The following is an 18,274-nucleotide window of genomic DNA, read 5'->3' on the forward strand; positions in this document are numbered from 1 at the left end:
GACAATGCTCGGCTGGGTAGGTGATCGCATTCCCGCCTACGCGGCCACTCGGACATCGCGTCATCCACAGCATTGCATGGCCTACGATACCCCTGGTGGTGACATTCCATGTTGGGGAAGGCAGTACATCGGGTCGTCCTGGTGTGCCTCGGACGGGTATCACCGGACCGATACCAGGAACATTGACGGCTCGACGCGACGATACCACTACTGGGATCCCGCTTGTGGGGGCTACGCGGGGTGGTATTGGGATGGCGGGAGCGGCCGCGTCTCGTGCTGGGACGGAAAGTTCAAGGACGTGGAAACCGCGACAGGCGACTACTGGTGGTACACCACCTCGTGCAAACGGTCGGGTGGCTGATTTGTGATGCCGCGCGGTGGAAGTACATCAGCCTCTGCGGCCGGTCGCCTAAGTAGACCGTTCGAGGCGACGTGGGCTGTCGTCGTCGGCTGTAGCCTCGTCGCGATTGTCGGCGCTGGGCTACAGCCCATTATTGGGGCGATTCTGGCGGCCTGTTCGGTCGGAGTCGTCGCTGGCTTTTCCACGTCGGGCTCCATTTGAAGCCACAACTCAGCAGCTTTGCTGACCTCGTCGGTCTGGCGAGGAACAAAGAACGTTCGATATTTCAACTATGGTTTGATGTTGGGCGCTACGGGGACCGGTATGTTGGCCCTACTCCCTGCGGCGCTGGCGCAGACGGTACTTCCGTTGACGGCACGGCTGCTGTTGCTCGCCGCGCTGACATTGCTCTGTATCGCCTGCGACGCCAAGATTGTGCCGTTTCGGCTACCTCAGAACGGTCGGCAGGTTCCAAGTGACATCCTGGTTCGAGCGGATGGTGCGGGTGCGCTGCAGTTTGGCTTCGAGATGGGCTCTGGTATGCGCACCTACGTACCAACTCACCTGCCATACGTCCTCGTCGGAGTCGCCGTACTGGCGGCCCCGTGGTGGCTCGCACCTCTGCTGGGTGTGAGCTTCGGGTTCGGTCGGGTGATCATGGTCTGGTCGTCAGTGGCGTCGGGCAGCGCCTCTTCCTGGGCGACCGCCTTCTCCGCTCGGAAGAAGCGGATTTACCTGCTCTGCTGGGTCGGAGCAGCGTTCTGCGTCGGGATCATGGTGTCAGCACTCGTCGCGTGAGCCGGTCATCGCCCCAGAGATTTCTTCTGTGGCGATGACCGGCACGCCACCGAGCGGCTCGGCGAATCGGCCGAGCCGCTCGAGTGACTCAACCTTTGCTGTAGCTGCAGCGTTATCAGGACATGGAGCCACCTTTGAGCATCCAGGACTTCGAGGACTTCGTGCACGGCAGTGGCCAACGTCTCCTCAGGTTCGCCATCTTGATGTGTGGCGATCCGACGGACGCCGAAGATGTCCTGCAGACGGTCTTGGAGCAGACCTATCCGCGGTGGGGTCGGCTGCGCGACGGCGATCCCGAACGTTACGTACGCCGCGCGATCGCCAACCGTGTTGTCAGCCGGTGGCGATCGCCCTGGGTCCGTCGGCGCGTTGCAGAGGTGCCGGACAAGGCTGCAGCGGGGGACGAGATGGCGCGTGCAGACGACCGCGCCCTCCTACTGCGGGCGCTTCGCTCGCTGCCACCCCGCATGCGTGCAGTTGTGGTTATGCGGCACTGGGCGGGCTGGTCTGAGAAGGAGACAGCAGAGGCGCTCGGCTGCTCAATCGGAGCAGTCAAGAGTCAGTCGTCGCGAGGCCTTGACCGGCTGCGGGGAATGTTGTCCACACCCGTGTCGTGTCCGCCGGAACTAGTGGAGGGGTAGCGCCATGAACGACTCTGACTTGCGGTCACTCATGGACCGTGCCGTCGAGGCGCACAAGGTGCCCGGCGACTTGGCGGCTCGGGTCGTCAGGGGCAGCCGGGCACGACGTCGGCGGAGGCAAGGAGCGGTGGTGGGGCTGTCTCTATTCGCGGTGGCCGCCGGAGGGCTGGTGGTCGCTGAAACTGATCTCGGTCTGAGCGCGCCCACCGCGAGTCCAGTCGCGCCGGCTGGACAGGACATTGATGAGACCGTGCGGCGGCTGAGCCGGGACAGCGGATCGGTGGTGACTGCGCAACAGGTTCTGGCTGCCGGGCGGGCGGGGGATGAAGACCTGGTGCTGGTGAAGCGGTCCGCGCGACCGGAGGAGGCGGCAGCCGGCGGCAAGTCGGCCGAACTGTGGGTAGCCACCAATTCTGGGGCCTTTAACCGTAAGTCGGATTACATCTCCTACGACTTCGCCTGCGTTGCCGAGGACGCCGTCTGTGGCACCGAGCGATCCGGAGGCTTGGGGGTGGTGGTGGTCCGCCACCTTCCGGGGCGCGGAACCTATGTCCTTGTGGCCGTTCCGGCCGGCCGCCAGATCGAGGTAACCACGGCGGAAGGCCGAACGTTCGCCACGCCAGGCGACCCCCACGGCACGGTCGTCATGGTCCAAACGGCGGAGCCCTGGCAGATCAAGGTCCGGGTACAGCTACCGGATACGAGGACCTATCAGTTGCCTCTGCCGCCTGGCGCTGTCGTCACCAACTGAAGTGGGACCGCCTGGATGTGCCCAGATGGAACAGCATCGCAGGACCTTGCACTTCTGCGGTAGTCGGGTGTGTTCAGGTCTGGGTTCGGTGGCTGGTGGCTGGTGGCTGGTGGCTGGTGGCCGGTGGCCGGTGGCGGGTGCGCCTCGGGGTAAGGCGACGGAGCATGCCGCCGAGGGCGTCACATCGGATCATGGCTTCTGAAGTTTTCGGTGGGCTTCGTAGTCTCGCGGGCCAGGGGGCGGTGGTCGGTAAGCCAGGCCAGGGTCCGTGCGACGACCAGCGGCGCGGGTGCACAACGAAGCCTTGCTGGTCGGCCGGTTTACGGACGATCTTCATTGGTGGTGCGAGGGGGTCGCGGGCCCAGTCAACGAGGCGGCCGGCGAAGCCGGAGTCGGCGAAGGCGTGCCGGATGGTGGTCGCCGGGTAGGTGGCGAGGCCCTTGCGCCGTCTGGGTCTTGCCACGAGGCGGTCAGGACCCAGACGGTGACCAAGAGCCCGAGGGTGTCGGTGACCTAAAACCGCTGCAAAGTCGACGGGCAGGTACCGCCACGTGCGGCCGGTGCGCACCACGTACGGGATGGCGTCGACGACCCCGGCGAAATTCTTCTCCGGTCTGCCCATCCATTGCGGCGAAGGCAGCATCGCCTCAATGATCTCCCACTCGGCGTCGGTCAGGTCAGAAGGGTACTGCCACTCGATCCATGCATGTCTACGGCCCGAGCTTCACCAATCGACCGGACCCGCTGTCCGACCATAGAACGCGCTCTCAGTGCTGTGTGTCTCCAGCACGCCGACGGCGGGACTTCCGAGACAGATCCGCCAGCTGCAACATGTACGCCGTCCTGGCGTGTCGTGCCATTTCCGCGCGTACATCTGCATCGAGCAGGCCCTCGGGGTCGACCTGTCGCTCGAAGCGATCAAGGAAGCCCTGCGTCCCGGCTGCCGTGCGGGCGCGGCGGTCGGTCGTCTTGGCCCAGGATGCGTGGGCGGCTATACGTGCCCGGCGTTGACGCTGCTCGGGTGTCAGCCCCGTCGACCCGGCTTTCCGTTCTTCGGGCTCAGACACGTTCACCGATCCCGACACGGGATTGGCTCTCCTGGGCGCGTTCGGCGGCTGCGCTTGCGCCGTAGTGCCGGGGCATGTCGTCTGAGGTCCAACCGAGCAGCAGCATCAGGTCGCCTGTGTCGCCGCCGGCGCGCTTCCACTCGTGGGCGAAGTTGTGCCTCCAGCGGTGGGCGTGGACGTTGGCGACGCCGGCGCGGCGACCGCGACGTTTGAGCATGAGCTTGATGCCGTTGGCCGCAAGCGCCCGTACGCCTCGGTCCGCGAGCCAGAGTTCCGCAAGGAGCGTTCCTTTGTGCTGGGACCGTGCTCGGAGGTAGCGGCTCATGGCCCGCGCCGTCTTGGGTCCCAGTCGTACCCGGCGGTCCTTGGCACCCTTGCCGTGGTAGCGAACAGTGTCTGTGTCGGCGAGGCTGACATCGTCAACATGAAGGTTGGCGACCTCGGACAGCCGGGCACCCGTGTTGTACAGCAGGCGGATGATCGCCTCGTCTCGCCGGTCGACGAACGCTCTGCCGCGACACGTCTCCAGGATGCGTCGCGTGTCGTCGTCGCGGATGATCGGTATCAGCTTCTGCGGCGTCTTGGGCTGCCGAACGCGCTCCATCGGAGATCGATCGATCTCCTCCTCGTCGAGCGCCAGCCATTTGAAGAACTGCTGCAGAGCTTTGTGCTTGTTCAGGGCGGTTGCGGGTGAGCGTGTCTCCACCATCCACGCCTGGAACTCCTCCACGTGCGCCCGGGCCACGGCAGTGGGATCGTGTGCTGCCTCCGACGTGTCAGGTGCCGATTCCGCGCGATCCTGCAGGTAGCGGGCCAGTTGCGCCGCAGCGAGCAGATAGTTGTAGCGGGTCGTCTCCGGATAGTTCCCGGACCGCAATGACCGATGCCAGTCCTCTAGGAAACCTCGCCAAGAAGGGGGCAGGCCAGCGAGCATCTTTCCTGCGTCTATTGGCATGGGGTGACGCTCCAGGTCGAGCAGTCGTCGAGGACCGGCCACAGCGTGCCGATGGATCCGTCGCGGTGGTTGAGCAACTGATCCGCTGGTGCGTGGGCGGCTGCGGTGTGGCCGGTCACCGTGGATCCTGTCCATCTCTGGCCCGCCGGGGGACGCGGTCGGCGGCTTCGGTTCGGGTGCGCCAGTCCTCGGTGGTGACCTGCCAGTGAGTGCGGGTTGCGTCGCCGGTGCCGCGCGGCGCTCGGTGCCGGCTGAGCCGATTCCGCCCGCGTGTGGGAGGGGTTTCGGTCATGACCTTCCAACCTGCGGCCCGTAGGCCGGCGGCGGGCCTGTCGATGCGGGTGTAGGTGATCATGCGTCGGTAGCCCATGCGTCGGGCGACTCGCCACGCGGCGGCGAGCAGGACCGAGTACGCGTCGCGTGGCCCGTCGGTCGCCAGGCGGCTGACCTCGGCGGTCAGGCCGTCGTCGTGGTGGCGTGCGTCGGGACGGCCGACCATTGCGACCCCGATGAGGTTGCCGGCGTGGTTGGTCAGTCCGAGGGAAAACGTGTGTCCTCGCGGTCGTTCGAGCTGCTGGTGGTGGGCGCTGATGTAGGCGCACGCCTGCCGGTAGCTGATCGGCCGTACCCGCGGACGGGCTGGGCGGCGACGCGACGGACGATAGTGGGCGGCAGTCTCCGGCTGGTCAGTCACGGTGGCCTGCTCGCACGACGAAGACCAGCAGGTGCAGGGCCGTCGGCGAGCCGTGCAGATTGGCCGCCGACCGTGTGGGGTCTGCGCTATCCGCAGTGAGGCCTACCGGTGCGGGGATCGCGAGGACGTGCTGGAGGTAGTTCATCCCACCGGCGTGAGCCTCGGGGACAAGCCCGGTCAGGTGAACGACCTCGGCGGGCGCCGGTTGGGTCGGACGCTGCTCGACGATGAGGACCGCGAAGCCGTCCGGCGTGATGACCAGATGGAGGGCACGGAAGAGATCGGCCACCGCACCGTCGACCGGCCTGGGTCGCGCGAGCGGCTGAGGTCGAGGCCAGCGCAGCACGACCAGGTCGACCTGCTCCACGGTGTCGAGGCCGGCCAGGTCCGCAGCATGGGTGATTGGGCGGTAGGTGCGGCCCGCGGCAATGCTCTCGTCGCGAACGGTCGGGTCGCCGTCGAAGTCGACCAGGGTTGCGCCGCGCCGGCTGTAGACGGCGATGATCCGACGCGCCAGCAGGCGGCGAAATGTGGACGCGCTGGTCTCGCTAGGGGCGCCGCTGCGCCACACCGAGATCCAGATCGGCGAGCCACCGACGATGACGTCGACGTGAAGGAAGTCGCGGTGGTGGCCGAAGGTGGAGCTGTCGGCGTATGGGTCGGGTCTGCCGTCTCGGGACGAAGGGGTCGGCCCGCTGGGGTTCTCGGGTGTCGCGGAGGATCTGGTCATCGGTGGGTGGCTTCCACACCGGCTGGCCCGTGCTCACGACCACCAAGAGCGGTCGTGACGGCGGGCTTGCTGGGGGAGCAGTGCGTTGGCCACCCAACGGCGATCCAACCGTTGGCCAACGGTTGGCCAACCTCCGGCCCGGCAGCGGTGGCGAACCGCGCGGCGGGTTGCCGACGAGTCTGGCGTGGATGGCAACCGTCGGATCACCTGCACGAGGTGTCGCGCCGGCTCGGCTGGTCACGCAGGGTGGCGGGATCTTGACGCGTTGCGCTAGCGTCTCACCTGCAACGCGGCCGGGTTGGTTGGCGGCCATGCGGTGGAGGACCGCCTCGCGGATCCGCCGCCACAAGAGACGGAAGGGCGGAACCTGGTGTTTGAGATCGAAGCAGCGACTTCCCCGCCGTCCGGACGTCGGCAAGATTTGAATGAGAACGGCGGCGCCGTCGGTGCTGGCCGTGCAACGACGTCTCCACCGAAATGAGCAAGGCCAACCAAAGTGCAAGGCTGAGAAAATCAGACGTGCGGCTCCGGTCCGGCTCGAGCCGGACCGGAGCCGCAACGCGTAGCTAGTCGACGAGGTTCGGGGAGTGCCGTGCGTACGGGTAGAGGTCGCCGATCGGTGCTGAGGTTCGCCGTCGCCGTGTCGATGGTCGGCGCGGTGGTCGGGTCCGGGGTGGTGGGCGTGCCAGCTCCAGCGTCGGCGGCCGACACGGTACGCGGCCTGCAGTGGTATCTCGACGCGCTGCAGATCCCGCAGGCCCATGAGATCACCAAGGGGCGTGGGGTGACGATCGCTGTCATCGACAGCGGCGTCGACGCGACGCACCCGGCGCTCGCCGGCCAACTGGCCGGCCGCCCCGGTGCCGCCCCGGCGGGATCTCCGCAAGGCCGGATCGACCGAGATAAGGAGGAGGGCCACGGCACGTCGATGGCCGGCCTGATCGTCGGGCGGGGCGGCGACCGGAACCGGCAGCTCGGCATCGCGCCGGAGGCGAAGGTCCTGCCGATCGCGCTGAGCGGCAGCGAGGGCAACGGCAACGACGCTGAGGTGGCGCGGGACATCCGTTGGGCCACCGACGCCGGAGCCGACGTGATCAGCCTGTCCATCGGCTTCGAGCAGCCCGCCAGCATCCGGATCGTCGAGGCGGTCCAGTACGCCCTGAGCAAGAACGTCGTGCTCGTCGCGGCGACCGGCGCGGGCGGTCGGACGGTCGACTCCCCGGCGAACGCGCCTGGTGTGATCGCGGTGAACGCGACAACCCGATCGGGAGGCCTCGCCCGCGCCTCGGTCGCCGGCCCTGAGGTGGTCCTCGCGGCCCCGGGCGACGACATCATCGCTCCCGTGCCGACGGCGGTGCAGGACAACGGCTACGCGGTTGCATCGGGCACTAGTCAGGCGACCGCCATCATGGCCGGGGTGGTCGCGCTGGTGCGGTCACGCTACCCGGACCTGGACGCGGCGAACGTGATCAATCGCCTGATCCGGACGGCCCGGGACGCGGGGGTGCCGGGTCGGGATCCGGAGTTCGGCTTCGGCGCCGTGGACGCGCTTGCCGCGCTGCAGCGGCCGGTGCCAGCCGTAGACGGCAACCCGCTGCTGGCGGCCGGCGCGCAGCCTAATGGAGCGACGACCTCCCCCAGCGCCGGGCAGACCGAACGGCCGGCTGTCGCCATCAAGGTCAAGAACAAGACCGGCCTCATGGTCGCGGGCGTGCTGTGCCTGGCCGTCGTCATCGCCGCGGTGGTGCTGGCCGTAGTCGTCGCCCGCCGCCGGCGCCGCCGTACCGCGCCGCCGGTCGGACCCGAACCGGGCAGAGCGCTGGTGGGTGGTCCGGGGTTCCCGCCGCCCGGGTACGGGCACCCGGCCGTCCCGCCGCCCGGCTACGGCCCGCCGGGAGGTACGCCGCCCCCGCGGTCAGATGCTGCGCAGCATCCTCATCCACGTCAGACCAGGCCGCAGCCCGTACCCCCATTCCCTCCGCCCACTTCGCTACCGGGGCAGCCCGGCGGATCGGCGCAGCCCGGGACCGCACCGCCCCAGGGCTTGGGCGGCCCGCACCAGCGCTGACACACCACCGACCGATCAACGGGGAGGACGGAGATGAGCGACGAGGGCAACAGCCCACCACAGGTGGAGGGCTGGACGCGGGTGCCGCCCGGCGTCGCCGACGCGATGCCAGCGGGCAGCCCGTTGCGGCCCATCGCCACGGTGGCTGCGCACGGGCCGGCCGTGGGGTTCCGTCAGGATGACGTCCGCGCCGGCGCAGGATCGGCACCGTCACAGCTCATGGGCGGGCCCGGTCAGCGCGACGTCACCGAGTGGGAGGCGGACCGCCTAGAGGCGGCCGCCGACAACATCGAGCGCCACGCAAGCTACCTGCGCCGGCTCGCCGTCGACATGGAGGAGATCAAGGACCTGCTCGGCGGCGAAGCGGCGCTGGCCAGCCCCGGCGGCGCGCTGGGCGGTTTTCCCAAAGGGCTGAGTCTGGCCGCCGCTCACCACGGTCTACACCAGACGACCTCGCAGTCGCTGACGAATCTCTCCAACGACCTGTATCGGGCGGCCGATGCGCTGCGCGAGGTGAAGCGCAAGTACGACACCGCCGAAGAGGCGAACAAGATGTCAGCGCAGGAGATGCAGCGAGCCCTGAGGGCCGGCGGCCCCGCTCCGGGCAGCAGCGCGGAAGGAGTTTGACGTGAGCACTCCGAGCTGGGAGGACATGGCGCGGCAGGTGCTGGTCGCAGGCCGGCCGGCCGACATCACCAGCGCCGCGTTGGGCTGGCAGGCGCTGCTGGGCAACATCGAGGAGGTCAAACGGCTGGTGGACGCCGACATCCGTGACCTCGGCGAGAGCTGGAAGGGCCCGGCGTACGACGCGTTCCGTACGCACATGGAAGCGCTGACCAAGCAAGCCGAGACGATCGTGGACGGTGCCCGGGAGTCGGGCAGCGGTCAGCACAGCATCGTGACCGTCCTGCAAACCGCCGCGCAGGACCTGGAGCGTGCGCAGAACGCGATGCCGGTCCCACAGGGGTGCGTGGGTGACCTGGCAGCGGCCCGCAACGGTGCCATAGTCATCGAGACGAGGCTGTTCGAGGCGAGCATCCGGGCCGACTTCGCGGGTAGTTGGCCGATGGAGAAGCTCGGCCAGCTCAACGACCGGATCGGCGAATTCTTCAACAACAACACCGAGGACGCGCGCAAAGCCTACGACCAGGTCAGCGACGACTATGCAGCCCGGGAGCGGGAGACCCCCGGAGGCACTCAGTCGGAGAAGCGCACGGGCAGCGGCCCGAGCGGGGTGGACCTGGAAGGTCCGACGGGCACCGGCGGTGCCGGCCAGCCGGCCAGCCTCGGTGGAGGGCCTTCAACCGGCGGTCTCGGCGGTGAACCTTCTCTGGGAACCGGTCACGTCAGCTCTGGCGGGGGAGGTGTCGGCTCGGTCACCCACCCGGACCTCTCCTCCGGCACTGGCGGCTACGACGGCAATGCCCCAAGCGGCAGCGGCAAGCCCTCGGGCGCCGGCAGCGACCTCGGTGGCGGTGCTCTGGCCGGCGAGTACAGCAGCGGCTTGGCCGGCGCAGGCGCAGGTACGGGAACCCTCACCGGCGTGAACTCCGGGTTTGGTGCCGGCGGTGGTGTGCCCAGCTCGACCGGCCTGGGCGCCGGGGGCGGCGGCCTTGGTGGCACGGCAGGCCTGGGCGGGGCCGGTGCCCCCATTCCGGGCGGTGGTTCCCTGGGCCGCCCGGTCAGCCTCGGCATGTCGCCGATGACGGGTGGCGCGGCTGGTACCGGTGGTGCCGGGCGCGGTGCCAATGGTCCGTCCAGCAGGGGCGGTGCGGCGATGGGGCCTGGCATGGTCGGCGCGGGCGGCCGGGGTGGGTCTGGCAGCACGGGTGCCCGGGCGGTCGGCGGTGGCGTCCGGGGCGGCCTGACTGGGACGAACAGCGGGTCCGGCGACGGCAACGAAGAGTCCCAACACGGCACCTGGCTCAGGGAAGACGACGACGTATGGGGCCCGGACGACGACGGCACGGACGGCGTGTTGCGCTGAGATTCAGCATCGACCAGCGTTTTCCGCACGTTGAAGGCACGCGGTCGTCGCTGGGTCGAGTCGGACAACGATCGCGGCAGACCTTCCGGGAAACCGGGACACCTCGTGCCAGCCGGGTCAGTCCAACAGCGGGGGCGCCGTCACCCAACGACGGCGAGTTCCGACACAACGGCGGCTGGCACGCCTTCTCCGCACCACGAAGATCATTCATCTGGTTTGTGCTGCCGATAGCCGTGCAAGATCGGTGGTCACCGCGCTGATTCAGGAGGATCACCAATGCCCCGCCCTGCCCGCCGGGACCTCGTCGACCATCCGCCGTGGACGCGGCCCGGCGTCATCGTCTCCGCAGCGCTCGTGGCGATCGTCGTCATCGCCGCCGTGTTGCTCGCCATCACACGGGGCGGCGAAGACGAAGTCGATGCCACCGGCACGACGCCACTCGCGACTTTGGTCCCTGACGGCACCACGAAGGCGCAGAGTCTGGCCACCGCTGTGCCGATCGCCCCGCCGGCCGGTGTGCGGTGGGAGCTGGTCGGCCAGACCGCCGTGCCGGTCAGCGCGACGGCCGGCCCTACCCGCATCGCCGGCGGAACTGCCGTGAGCTACGCACACACGCCCGACGGCGCTCTTATCGCGGCGGCGCAGATCATGATCCGCTCATCAGCCTCCGCAGGTCGCGACTGCTGGGAACCCACCGTCCAACGCCAGTTCCTCCCCAGCAATAACCGCGACCAGCTCCTGGCCGCCCTACGTGCCAACCCCGACCACTCGTCGGAGCCCGGCGAGCTGAGCCAGATCGCCGGCTTCAGCTACCAGTCCTACAGCCCCGACACCGCCGTCATCGGGCTAGTTCTACGCGCCCTGTCAGCAGGCACCGCGCGCTACCACGTGCTTACGCTCACCCTGCTTTGGCGTGACAACGACTGGCGTATGCAGGCCCCTCCCGGTGGATCGTGGATCTCGCTCAACCGCGTGACCAACGACCTCACCGGCGTCGTCGAATGGGGAGCCCGGTAGTGGCGTGCAACCCATCAATCCGCTGTGCATCCCCGGTCAGGTCTCGATAACCGTCGGCCATGGCTCGATCGGGAGGCGGCCATGACCTATGACGGGCCATCCCGTGATCGTGCCCGTGAAGTCGACAAGCTGATCGAAAGTGCTCGCCCGATCCTGGGCGAGGACAAGGTCCGGCTGCTGCGGTTACATGCCGGCCTGCCCCATCAGGCGGCGGTATGACACCGGCGACGACATACCTCGCCCACTCAGCGACATAGAGCGGGACGTCATCGCGCGGCTGCTGTCCGTGCCGTTCCCCGGGCACGACGAGTTGCGTGCACAGTTGCCGTTCGCCACAGTCGAGGGCAGCTGCGGGTGCGGCTGCTTAACAGTCAACCTTGCTGTGGACCGCGCCGCAGCGCCGGCCACGGTGTTGTCCGGTGCACCAGTGTCGGCTGACATCAGCGACGACGAGTTCTACGCCGGCATTGTGCTACTCGTCGATGGTGAGGGCTATCTGTGCTGCCTGGAGGTTCACTCCATCGGTGACGAACCCGTTCGGCGGCTCCCGCCCGTCGAGCAGATCAACGCCCGTCCGCAGAGGTAAGCCTCAGCCTTCAGCTGGATGGAAGGCGCAGCAGCCGGACGCAGGATTAACCGCACGGTCTTGGGCTCATGTCGGACCAGCGGCGGCCGGCCCGGTATCTGGGTGAGCCTAGTGAGGCTCTCGACTTTGAGTCGTCGGCGTGTCGCGGCACCCAACTCTGGTTGGGGATTCAGGCCGCACCACGCGGCGATGTGTCCTGAATCCTGTGTAGCCAGTCCAGAAGTGCGGCGTAATCAGCATCAGTGAGACCCTGACGGGGATCGACGCGATGAAGCAGGGCGTGTCCTGCGTAATGTGCTGACACCCAGGCTCGGTCGGTGTTCGTGATTTCGTCGTCGACCCAGGCGAAGGGGCGGCCTGCGGCCCAATCAACGAGGGCGCGGGTTTTCCAGTGCAGCCCGTTCCGCTCGTCCTGCTCGTCGGTGTCGGTCGGCTCCGGCCAGATCACCACCGCCAGCTGCGGCAGACCGATCCGTGGCGCGATGGTCTCGTTTGCGTCGTCCATCCATGTCGTGGCCCAGACCAGATCGCACCGTAGCGCCGTCAACCGGGGTCCGTGTTCGGGATTGATCCTGCCCAGAAGCGGATTCGAGCTGGTCACTCGTGGTTCAGTGTCCGTCTCGCAAGGTGGGTATTGCTGCGGTGTCCCACCGAACGGAATGAGGGGTCCGTCAACATCGAGGAAGAGCAGCGGACGCTCTGCAGAGCCGGTCACGGCAGCACGATATCGGTTCATCCTGGCCGGCCCGAAGCACTATCGTGCCGGCGTGATCAAGGGTGATGGTGCCCGACTGGGCATGGAGGCGGCGCGTCGACTCGCGCAGACCGGGTGTTGTGAGATCGCGCCGGGCCTGACGGATGAGGAGTTCGATCGCATCGAGCGGACGTACGGCTTCGAGTTCGCCGATGACCATCGCGCGTTCCTTGCGGCGGGGCTGCCGCTGAACGTCCCGTTCGAGCCAGAGGAGGACGTGTCCTATGCGTGGGAGAGGCCCTGGCCGGACTGGCGCGATGCCACCTCCGGTGCCATTCGGGAGCGCCTGGAGTGGCCCGTGGAAGGGGTGCTCTTCGACGTGGAACACAACACGGTATGGCACGACACCTGGGGCGATCGGCCGGCAGGCCGCGATGAGGCGTTGGAGACCGCGCGGCTCAAGCTTGCGCAGGCACCACGGCTGGTACCCGTCTACGGACATCGGTTCCTGCCCGCCGGGCGTGGAACCGTCGGGCACCCAGTCCTCTCGATCGTGGAGACCGACATCATCTACTACGGCATGGACCTGGTCGACTACATCCATCAGGAGTTCGGCGGCCCGGGTATGGACAGGACAGATCAGCGCTGGAACCCGAAGGCGACGGTGGCGTTCTGGCGGGACTTCCTCTGACCCGTCCGGCACGCCGGAGCAACCTCGACCCATGCCGCCGTCGTAGCCCTTCCGGTATTCAACTGACCGCGCGCCAACTGTCGAGGCTCCCGACTGCTCGGTCAACGGGACGTGCTCGTACTGGAGGGGGCCCGTAGGGCCGATCGCAGGCGCCGAACCGACCTGCGGGCAAGAACAGCCATCAGTTCTGGCCTGTCGACAGCCCGTTCCACCGCATCCACCCCTGCGGGCCTCGCCGCGGGTGAGCGTTAACCTCCTGCAGATCGCTGGGCGGCGCGACACCCCAGTAGTGCGATCAGCAGATCCACGGAACGCTACGGTGCGATGGCGGTCACCTGCTCAGCCGCGTCAGGTCAGCAGGGTCCGGGAGTCATCGTCACCGTCTCCGCAGGAAGGCGTAGACGATCTTGTTGGAGGCGAATTCCGAGATGTTGACGAGGTCCCAGCCGAACTGGCCCAGGACCTCGGCGGCAGCAACCGCATCGCTGACCTTGCCGCCGCCGAGGCCGTGATGGGAGACCACGGCCAGCAGGCGATAGGGGTACGTCCGCAGGTCGGCTTGGCCCTGCAGGACCGCCCGGGCGGTGACCATCCGGGTCCGGGCGATCTGCTCCGGGGTCTCTGCGGCAGTCATACCCGGCACCATAGTGGCTCGTCGCTCGGGCAGTCTGCCAGCTCCGCAGCCGGTATGTTCGAGACGTGTCTGCGTCGGCCGGTGTCTCTCGTCTTGTCGTGGCGCTCGTTGCGGTGCTCGCCACTGCCGCCTGCGACGATGCCTCGGCTCCGGAGGCTGCGCCGACCGCCGGTCCGGCCACGAGCAGCGTTGCCGCCACCGCACCTGCCGCCTCGGTCGGCCCTGTCTACCGCGCTCAAGACCTGGACCTGTGTAAGCGTACTGATCTTCGGCCGTTGGCGGAGCTGTCTTTGACGGTGGCCCGCACTGATCCGAAGCCACCGCTGGGGCAGCCGGGTGCGTCGTGTCTGTTCGAGATGCGGACGAAGGACGGGCATGAGGCGAACCTGCGGGTGGAGGCGTCCACGCCAGTCAGCGAGCAGGAGGCTCGGCTGCTCTACCGGGCCACGGCGCAGGTGACGGTGATGACTCCCGCCGGCGTCATCACCGGTGTGGGCGACGAGGCCGAGGCCTACACCAGGCGCTCCGAGCCCGGCTTCAAGTACGCCGAGTACATGGTCCGCGCGCGCACGGGCAACCTGGTGGTGAAGGTCTGGTTGGCCGTCGGCGGTGCTTCGTATGCCGCCACCGAGACGCTCGCGCCGAAGGCGCTGACGTTGCTCAAGGCGACCCAGGCGGCCGTACCCACGGTGTGATGCCCCCGACGGTCATCCGCGGACGGCCTCGGGCCACCGCCCACCGGGTAGCTTCGAGTGGTCGCCGACCTGCGTGGCAATGTCGCGGATGTTGCCCAGCGCGTCGATGAAGCGTTGGCCGATGGTGAGCAGAACGTCCAGGCCGGCGGTGACCAGGTCTCCGACCGACTCGGCGAGGGTGGAGATGGCCCACGGTAGGTCGATGACAGTTCCCCCTTCACCGGCTGCCTGCACCAGTTTGCCGACCAGCCCCGTGACGATCTTCGCGAGTTCGACGGCGTAGTCGACGTTCGCCTTGGCGATCGTGAACAGCCACTGGCTGATGAACTCCGACTTGACGACGGACTCGTCGACCGCGGCCTTCTGCTTGAGCGCCTTGGCGTTGTAGGCACTCGCGGCGTCGCCGGTCCACTTGGGCAGGTTCTCGTTCGCCGGGTCGGTGGTGGCGGAGGAAAGGTCGGAGACCGGGGTCTTCACGTCGTTGACCCAGCGGAAGCTGACCTCGATCAGCGAGAGCACGGGCAGTTGATGCTCCAGGGCCTGCTCGACGCGGTCGAGGACGGCGTTCAGTGCCGTTTTGGTGCTGTCCAGGCTGTGCTTGATCCACAGGAGTGCTGCGGGTCCGAGGAGCCACTTCCACTGCTGTACCTGCTCGACGATCTCGTTGAACGTGGCGATCGCCGTGTCGATGCCGGAGCGGATGTGGTCGAACGCCTTGTTGAACGGTTCCCCGTACTCGAGATCAGTGGTACCTGGCTGCATGGGGTGCTCCGTGCCCTCTCCGAACGTCGCGCGGTGGGTCGCTAGGCCCTGTAGATCTTGTTGAGGTCGAGTGAGACGACCTCGTCGGCCCGGTCGTACTCGTCGGCGATGTGCCGCAGGGCCTTGCCCACCTGTTCGAATTCGGTCACCGCTCCATTCAGGACGGCAACCATGAAGGTGTGGAAGTCGTTGTATGCCAGCGAGTGGATGAGGACGTTCGCGTCACCGATGAAGAAGGCCGACGGGTCGAGGTGCAGCTGCTCCGCAGCGACCTTGATGGCAGCGACCCGGTCCGACAGCGTCAGCCACTTACCTCCCTCATCGCGTAGCGAATCGGTGATGACGTTGAGGTCAGCCATCTCACTACCTCACGATCCAGTCCGTCTGGCGGTGGCCAGCTCGAACGCGCGGAAGAGGGAACGGGCCTCGAACTGCAGCTGACCCGCGTCTGCCCGTGCGATCCGTCTGACGTCACCGGTGATGCCGGTGATGCCGCCTCCGCGGATGTGCAACGTCAGACAGCCGTTCGGGCTCGACATGCTCGACTCGTCCGTCCGCTTGGGCAGGCGAGTCGCAGCGTCGAGCTCTACGTCGAGGTCGGACAGAGTTCGCCAGGTGTCGCGCAGCCAGGTGTGCTCGTCGACGTCCCGCTCGGGGCTCCTGTCTAGTGGTTCCCGTTCCGGCGATGCAGGACCACTCTCCTCCGCCTGCAGACGAAGGAGAGCCGCCAGTTCGAGGGCAGCCTGCACGGCGGCGGCGTACGCCTCGAAGAGCGCATCGGCGAACCCGCTGGGGCCGAGCCGGCTGCGCCAGTCGCGAGCGATCGCGACAGCTGAGACCTCTCGCTGGGTACCGACCACTACGCGGACGGCGCCGGTGTGGTCCGCCCCGGGGCACTCCTCGGGTCGCAGCTCACGTCTCGTCTCGCGTAGCGCACGATCGGCCTGCTCGCGTAAGGCGGAATCGTCGCCCAGGAAGTCCAGACTCGCCAGTTTGAGGCGTTGATGCCTGCTGCCCTGCTGCATTCGCCCCCCCGGCTTCCTGCTCGTTCAAGCCTGTCCGTAGTTTGCCCGCCACGGCGAGGTAGGACCACGGTACGTGAATGACCAAGATCCGTGGGACCCCGGGCGGTTGGCTGAACCCTCTCGGCTGGCTTGAGTCGGGCATTCGACTGTCCGAACAGATGTCACCTCGAGCCACGACGCCCCTGTTCTGCATAGGTTGGTTGCGCTTCTCGGGCCTTGGATGGGACTGGCGTGGCCGACACCGCCCTCCGTGGCCCCGGCGGCGGGGGATTCTTTTGTACGCTTGGGGGCATACGTTTTCGTGAATTGATGGTGCGTGTTGCGCACGTCGGGAAGGGAGAACCGTGGCAGACCTGACATCCCCTGCGGAGTCCGGCAGCACTTCCGACGCCCTGGTGGTCTCCTTCCGACTGGGGTTGGTCGGCACGGCGGATCAGCCCGGCATGCCCGCTCGTGATCCAGAACCCGACGACCTGCGATCGTTACGGGCGTGGCTGCGCGACGACTCGCACGTCGGTCAGCACGCGATCGCACAGCCGGTAGACAAGGTGCTAGACCCAGACCAGATGGGGATCGTCGGCGATGTCCTGCAGTTTGTCGCCGACAAGGGCCTGGACGCGGCGGCACTCGTTGTCGCGATACTCGCCTGGCGGGACAGCCGTCCTGCCAGCCTGCAGCAGAAAGTCACGCTCATCCGAAACGGAGAGAGGCTGGAGATCACCGGCAACCCCGCAACGATCGAACGGATCGTGCAGCTATTCGAGGACGAGGGCAAGTAGACGTGCCAGTTCCTGATCCCGCTCGATCCCGAGTGCTCCTCGTCGGGACAGCCTCCTACCGGGACAGGCGCTACAGGGCTCTCCCGGGGGTCCAGAACAATCTGACTGACCTGGAGAAGGCTTTCACTGACGGCAACATTTGGGGGCTCCCACCAGACAATGTCCAGATTGTCCTGAACCCGTCGCACCAGACGGCGATCACTGGTCCGCTTCGGGAGGCAGCCCAAAAGGCGACCGACACGCTGTTGTTCTACTACGCGGGACACGGTTTCCTGGGCCCAAAAGATTCAGCTCTCTATCTGACCAGCGAGAGATCCTCCGGCGACGATCACGCGAGCGCCTTGGATTACAAGCACATAAAGGAGGCGGTGCTGGACAGCCGCGCCAGACGGAAGATCGTCATCCTCGACTGTTGTTTCTCGGGGAATGTACACGCGCAGATGGGCCTCGAGAACGACCTGCAGGATATTGAGGGTGCCTACGTGTTGACCTCCACGGGACGGAACCAGGCCAGTACCGCACCCCCGGGACTACGGAACACTGCATTCACTGATGCTCTACTGATTTTGCTGAAGGAAGGGATCAGCAGTCTGTCGAACCAGGGTTTTTTGACTCTCAATAACATCTACCGCGAGTTGCACGCCGGGTTGCCCCGAAAGTCATACCCGAGACCGGATCGCCGTGACCACGGCAACCTCAGTGACCTGCCCCTGGTCCGCAATCGCGCCTATCAGCCGTCGGAGCAGCAGGCCGCCGAAGGTGACTCGCCCGCGATGGCGCCTGAGGAACCGGCGGCAACGGGTGAGACGGTGCCTGCGCCTCAAATAGTCGTCACCAGAGACAAGACGCGCGGCCTCCGATTTTGGCGGCCCGGACCGGCGGTGGTGTCCGGCCTGCTCGGTGCCCTCGGTGGGGGTGTTGTGACGGCCGTGGCCGGCGGCATGGCCGGTGTGATCGCTGGTACAACTGCGGCCCTGCTCTGCTACGTGACCACCGTGATCGCTGAGGGCCAGGACGACGGCCTCCGTTCCCGCTGAATTAGAAGTTGCTGATCACTTCAAGCAGTACCTCCCGAATTGTCGAACGGTCCACTGCGGGGTAGCTCCCCCCGCCACTGACCGAAGCGATGGTGCCCAGTTGTTCCAACATCTCCCCCTTCGCGTCGACACCGTAGGCGATCGGGAAGACCCGCACCGGGTCCCTGGCGGCGCCCGAGGCGCTGATCGCCTGCGTGAGCTGGCTCTGCTTGTAGGCACCGCCCTTATAGGAGTCAGCGCCATCGGTTAGCCTCGATCGTTCACGGCTGATGTCGGGCGTTCCGGCCCCGCGCGTGTGATCGTTCATTGTCGATGCGGTTGGG

Annotated in this window: 22 protein-coding genes and 1 pseudogene; 13 read left to right on the plus strand and 10 right to left on the minus strand. The window is 67.2% G+C overall.

The window, feature by feature from the left end; all coding sequences use genetic code 11:
* Positions 1-709 precede the first annotated feature (709 nt).
* The 3 genes and pseudogenes from ACLQ23_RS29620 (at position 710) to ACLQ23_RS29630 (ending at position 2,530) form a co-directional block, all read left to right on the plus strand.
* On the plus strand, positions 710-1,138 hold the full coding sequence (locus ACLQ23_RS29620; protein WP_425881400.1) for a hypothetical protein: 429 nt from the start codon (positions 710-712) through the stop codon (positions 1,136-1,138).
* 122 nt (positions 1,139-1,260) lie between these two features.
* Positions 1,261-1,787 (plus strand): annotated as a pseudogene (locus ACLQ23_RS29625) (SigE family RNA polymerase sigma factor).
* Positions 1,784-2,530, plus strand: coding sequence for a hypothetical protein (locus ACLQ23_RS29630; RefSeq protein ID WP_425881401.1), 747 nt, complete (start codon positions 1,784-1,786; stop codon positions 2,528-2,530). Before ACLQ23_RS29625 ends, ACLQ23_RS29630 begins: the two are co-directional and overlap by 4 nt.
* 73 nt (positions 2,531-2,603) lie before the next feature.
* Here ACLQ23_RS29630 and ACLQ23_RS29635 read toward each other — a convergent pair whose 3' ends face one another.
* From ACLQ23_RS29635 to ACLQ23_RS29650, 4 genes are all read right to left on the minus strand, one after another.
* Positions 2,604-3,230: a transposase gene (locus ACLQ23_RS29635; protein WP_425881421.1), complete on the minus strand. Its 627-nt coding sequence runs from the start codon at positions 3,228-3,230 to the stop codon at positions 2,604-2,606.
* 359 nt (positions 3,231-3,589) lie between these two features.
* Positions 3,590-4,531, minus strand: a complete 942-nt coding sequence (locus ACLQ23_RS29640; RefSeq protein WP_425881402.1) for a tyrosine-type recombinase/integrase — start codon at positions 4,529-4,531, stop codon at positions 3,590-3,592.
* A gap of 136 nt (positions 4,532-4,667) precedes the next feature.
* Positions 4,668-5,246 (minus strand): XF1762 family protein, encoded by a 579-nt coding sequence (locus tag ACLQ23_RS29645; protein ID WP_387223194.1) that lies wholly within the window; start codon positions 5,244-5,246, stop codon positions 4,668-4,670.
* Complete coding sequence (locus ACLQ23_RS29650) at positions 5,239-5,976, minus strand: hypothetical protein (RefSeq protein WP_425881403.1); 738 nt, start codon at positions 5,974-5,976, stop codon at positions 5,239-5,241. The genes ACLQ23_RS29645 and ACLQ23_RS29650 overlap by 8 nt, the downstream gene beginning before the upstream one ends.
* A gap of 619 nt (positions 5,977-6,595) precedes the next feature.
* Between ACLQ23_RS29650 and ACLQ23_RS29655 the strand changes: the two genes are divergently transcribed.
* The 6 genes from ACLQ23_RS29655 to ACLQ23_RS29680 all read left to right on the plus strand — a co-directional run bounded on the left by ACLQ23_RS29655 (position 6,596) and on the right by ACLQ23_RS29680 (position 11,634).
* Positions 6,596-8,044: a S8 family serine peptidase gene (locus tag ACLQ23_RS29655; RefSeq protein ID WP_425881404.1), complete on the plus strand. Its 1,449-nt coding sequence runs from the start codon at positions 6,596-6,598 to the stop codon at positions 8,042-8,044.
* 33 nt (positions 8,045-8,077) lie between these two features.
* Positions 8,078-8,671: a hypothetical protein gene (locus ACLQ23_RS29660; protein ID WP_425881405.1), complete on the plus strand. Its 594-nt coding sequence runs from the start codon at positions 8,078-8,080 to the stop codon at positions 8,669-8,671.
* A 1-nt stretch (position 8,672) separates the two neighbouring features.
* Complete coding sequence (locus ACLQ23_RS29665) at positions 8,673-10,031, plus strand: WXG100 family type VII secretion target (protein WP_425881406.1); 1,359 nt, start codon at positions 8,673-8,675, stop codon at positions 10,029-10,031.
* Between the two features lie 354 nt (positions 10,032-10,385).
* Positions 10,386-11,048 (plus strand): hypothetical protein, encoded by a 663-nt coding sequence (locus ACLQ23_RS29670; protein WP_425881407.1) that lies wholly within the window; start codon positions 10,386-10,388, stop codon positions 11,046-11,048.
* An 81-nt stretch (positions 11,049-11,129) separates the two neighbouring features.
* Positions 11,130-11,267, plus strand: a complete 138-nt coding sequence (locus ACLQ23_RS29675) for a hypothetical protein (protein WP_425881408.1) — start codon at positions 11,130-11,132, stop codon at positions 11,265-11,267.
* 208 nt (positions 11,268-11,475) lie between these two features.
* A complete protein-coding gene (locus ACLQ23_RS29680; protein WP_327031668.1) occupies positions 11,476-11,634 on the plus strand; it encodes a hypothetical protein in 159 nt (52 codons plus the stop codon).
* Between the two features lie 169 nt (positions 11,635-11,803).
* Here the strand turns inward: ACLQ23_RS29680 and ACLQ23_RS29685 are convergent, their stop codons facing one another.
* Positions 11,804-12,349 (minus strand): HAD domain-containing protein, encoded by a 546-nt coding sequence (locus tag ACLQ23_RS29685; RefSeq protein WP_425881409.1) that lies wholly within the window; start codon positions 12,347-12,349, stop codon positions 11,804-11,806.
* Between the two features lie 52 nt (positions 12,350-12,401).
* Between ACLQ23_RS29685 and ACLQ23_RS29690 the strand changes: the two genes are divergently transcribed.
* Positions 12,402-13,019: a hypothetical protein gene (locus tag ACLQ23_RS29690; protein ID WP_425881410.1), complete on the plus strand. Its 618-nt coding sequence runs from the start codon at positions 12,402-12,404 to the stop codon at positions 13,017-13,019.
* A gap of 376 nt (positions 13,020-13,395) precedes the next feature.
* On the opposite strand, the gene ACLQ23_RS29695 is transcribed toward ACLQ23_RS29690, so the two are convergent.
* On the minus strand, positions 13,396-13,653 hold the full coding sequence (locus tag ACLQ23_RS29695) for a transcriptional regulator (protein WP_425881411.1): 258 nt from the start codon (positions 13,651-13,653) through the stop codon (positions 13,396-13,398).
* A 98-nt stretch (positions 13,654-13,751) separates the two neighbouring features.
* On the opposite strand from ACLQ23_RS29695, the gene ACLQ23_RS29700 reads away from it, so the two are divergent.
* Positions 13,752-14,348 carry a hypothetical protein gene (locus tag ACLQ23_RS29700; protein WP_425881412.1) on the plus strand — a complete coding sequence of 199 codons (597 nt, stop codon included), beginning with the start codon at positions 13,752-13,754 and terminating at the stop codon, positions 14,346-14,348.
* Between the two features lie 12 nt (positions 14,349-14,360).
* Here the strand turns inward: ACLQ23_RS29700 and ACLQ23_RS29705 are convergent, their stop codons facing one another.
* The 3 genes from ACLQ23_RS29705 to ACLQ23_RS29715 are packed head-to-tail and all read right to left on the minus strand — an operon-like array spanning position 14,361 to position 16,135.
* Positions 14,361-15,110 carry a hypothetical protein gene (locus ACLQ23_RS29705; protein ID WP_425881413.1) on the minus strand — a complete coding sequence of 250 codons (750 nt, stop codon included), beginning with the start codon at positions 15,108-15,110 and terminating at the stop codon, positions 14,361-14,363.
* Positions 15,111-15,151: 41 nt separating this feature from the next.
* Complete coding sequence (locus ACLQ23_RS29710; RefSeq protein WP_425881414.1) at positions 15,152-15,469, minus strand: hypothetical protein; 318 nt, start codon at positions 15,467-15,469, stop codon at positions 15,152-15,154.
* A 9-nt stretch (positions 15,470-15,478) separates the two neighbouring features.
* The gene (locus tag ACLQ23_RS29715) at positions 15,479-16,135 is read right to left on the minus strand and encodes a hypothetical protein (protein WP_425881415.1); all 657 of its coding nucleotides are present in this window, start codon (positions 16,133-16,135) and stop codon (positions 15,479-15,481) included.
* Positions 16,136-16,479: 344 nt separating this feature from the next.
* On the opposite strand from ACLQ23_RS29715, the gene ACLQ23_RS29720 reads away from it, so the two are divergent.
* Together ACLQ23_RS29720 and ACLQ23_RS29725 are read left to right on the plus strand one after the other, a co-directional pair.
* The gene (locus ACLQ23_RS29720; RefSeq protein ID WP_425881416.1) at positions 16,480-16,914 is read left to right on the plus strand and encodes an effector-associated constant component EACC1; all 435 of its coding nucleotides are present in this window, start codon (positions 16,480-16,482) and stop codon (positions 16,912-16,914) included.
* Between the two features lie 32 nt (positions 16,915-16,946).
* Positions 16,947-17,951 (plus strand): caspase family protein, encoded by a 1,005-nt coding sequence (locus ACLQ23_RS29725; RefSeq protein WP_425881417.1) that lies wholly within the window; start codon positions 16,947-16,949, stop codon positions 17,949-17,951.
* Between the two features lies 1 nt (position 17,952).
* Here the strand turns inward: ACLQ23_RS29725 and ACLQ23_RS29730 are convergent.
* Positions 17,953-18,274, minus strand: a 322-nt coding sequence (locus ACLQ23_RS29730) for a hypothetical protein (protein ID WP_425881418.1), incomplete at its 5' end; no start/stop codon positions are given.

This window comes from Micromonospora sp. DT41 (genome assembly GCF_049841715.1).
Lineage (GTDB): Bacteria > Actinomycetota > Actinomycetes > Mycobacteriales > Micromonosporaceae > Micromonospora > Micromonospora profundi.

What these genes read in the sequence shown, in the direction of transcription:
- ACLQ23_RS29675 (WP_425881408.1), top strand. Translation starts at nt 11,130, where the DNA reads ATGACCTATGACGGGCCATCCCGTGATCGTGCCCGTGAAGTCGACAAG.
- ACLQ23_RS29715 (WP_425881415.1), bottom strand. Translation starts at nt 16,135, where the DNA reads ATGCAGCAGGGCAGCAGGCATCAACGCCTCAAACTGGCGAGTCTGGAC.
- ACLQ23_RS29695 (WP_425881411.1), bottom strand. Translation starts at nt 13,653, where the DNA reads ATGACTGCCGCAGAGACCCCGGAGCAGATCGCCCGGACCCGGATGGTC.
- ACLQ23_RS29705 (WP_425881413.1), bottom strand. Translation starts at nt 15,110, where the DNA reads ATGCAGCCAGGTACCACTGATCTCGAGTACGGGGAACCGTTCAACAAG.
- ACLQ23_RS29640 (WP_425881402.1), bottom strand. Translation starts at nt 4,531, where the DNA reads ATGCTCGCTGGCCTGCCCCCTTCTTGGCGAGGTTTCCTAGAGGACTGG.
- ACLQ23_RS29630 (WP_425881401.1), top strand. Translation starts at nt 1,784, where the DNA reads ATGAACGACTCTGACTTGCGGTCACTCATGGACCGTGCCGTCGAGGCG.
- ACLQ23_RS29650 (WP_425881403.1), bottom strand. Translation starts at nt 5,976, where the DNA reads ATGACCAGATCCTCCGCGACACCCGAGAACCCCAGCGGGCCGACCCCT.
- ACLQ23_RS29710 (WP_425881414.1), bottom strand. Translation starts at nt 15,469, where the DNA reads ATGGCTGACCTCAACGTCATCACCGATTCGCTACGCGATGAGGGAGGT.
- ACLQ23_RS29660 (WP_425881405.1), top strand. Translation starts at nt 8,078, where the DNA reads ATGAGCGACGAGGGCAACAGCCCACCACAGGTGGAGGGCTGGACGCGG.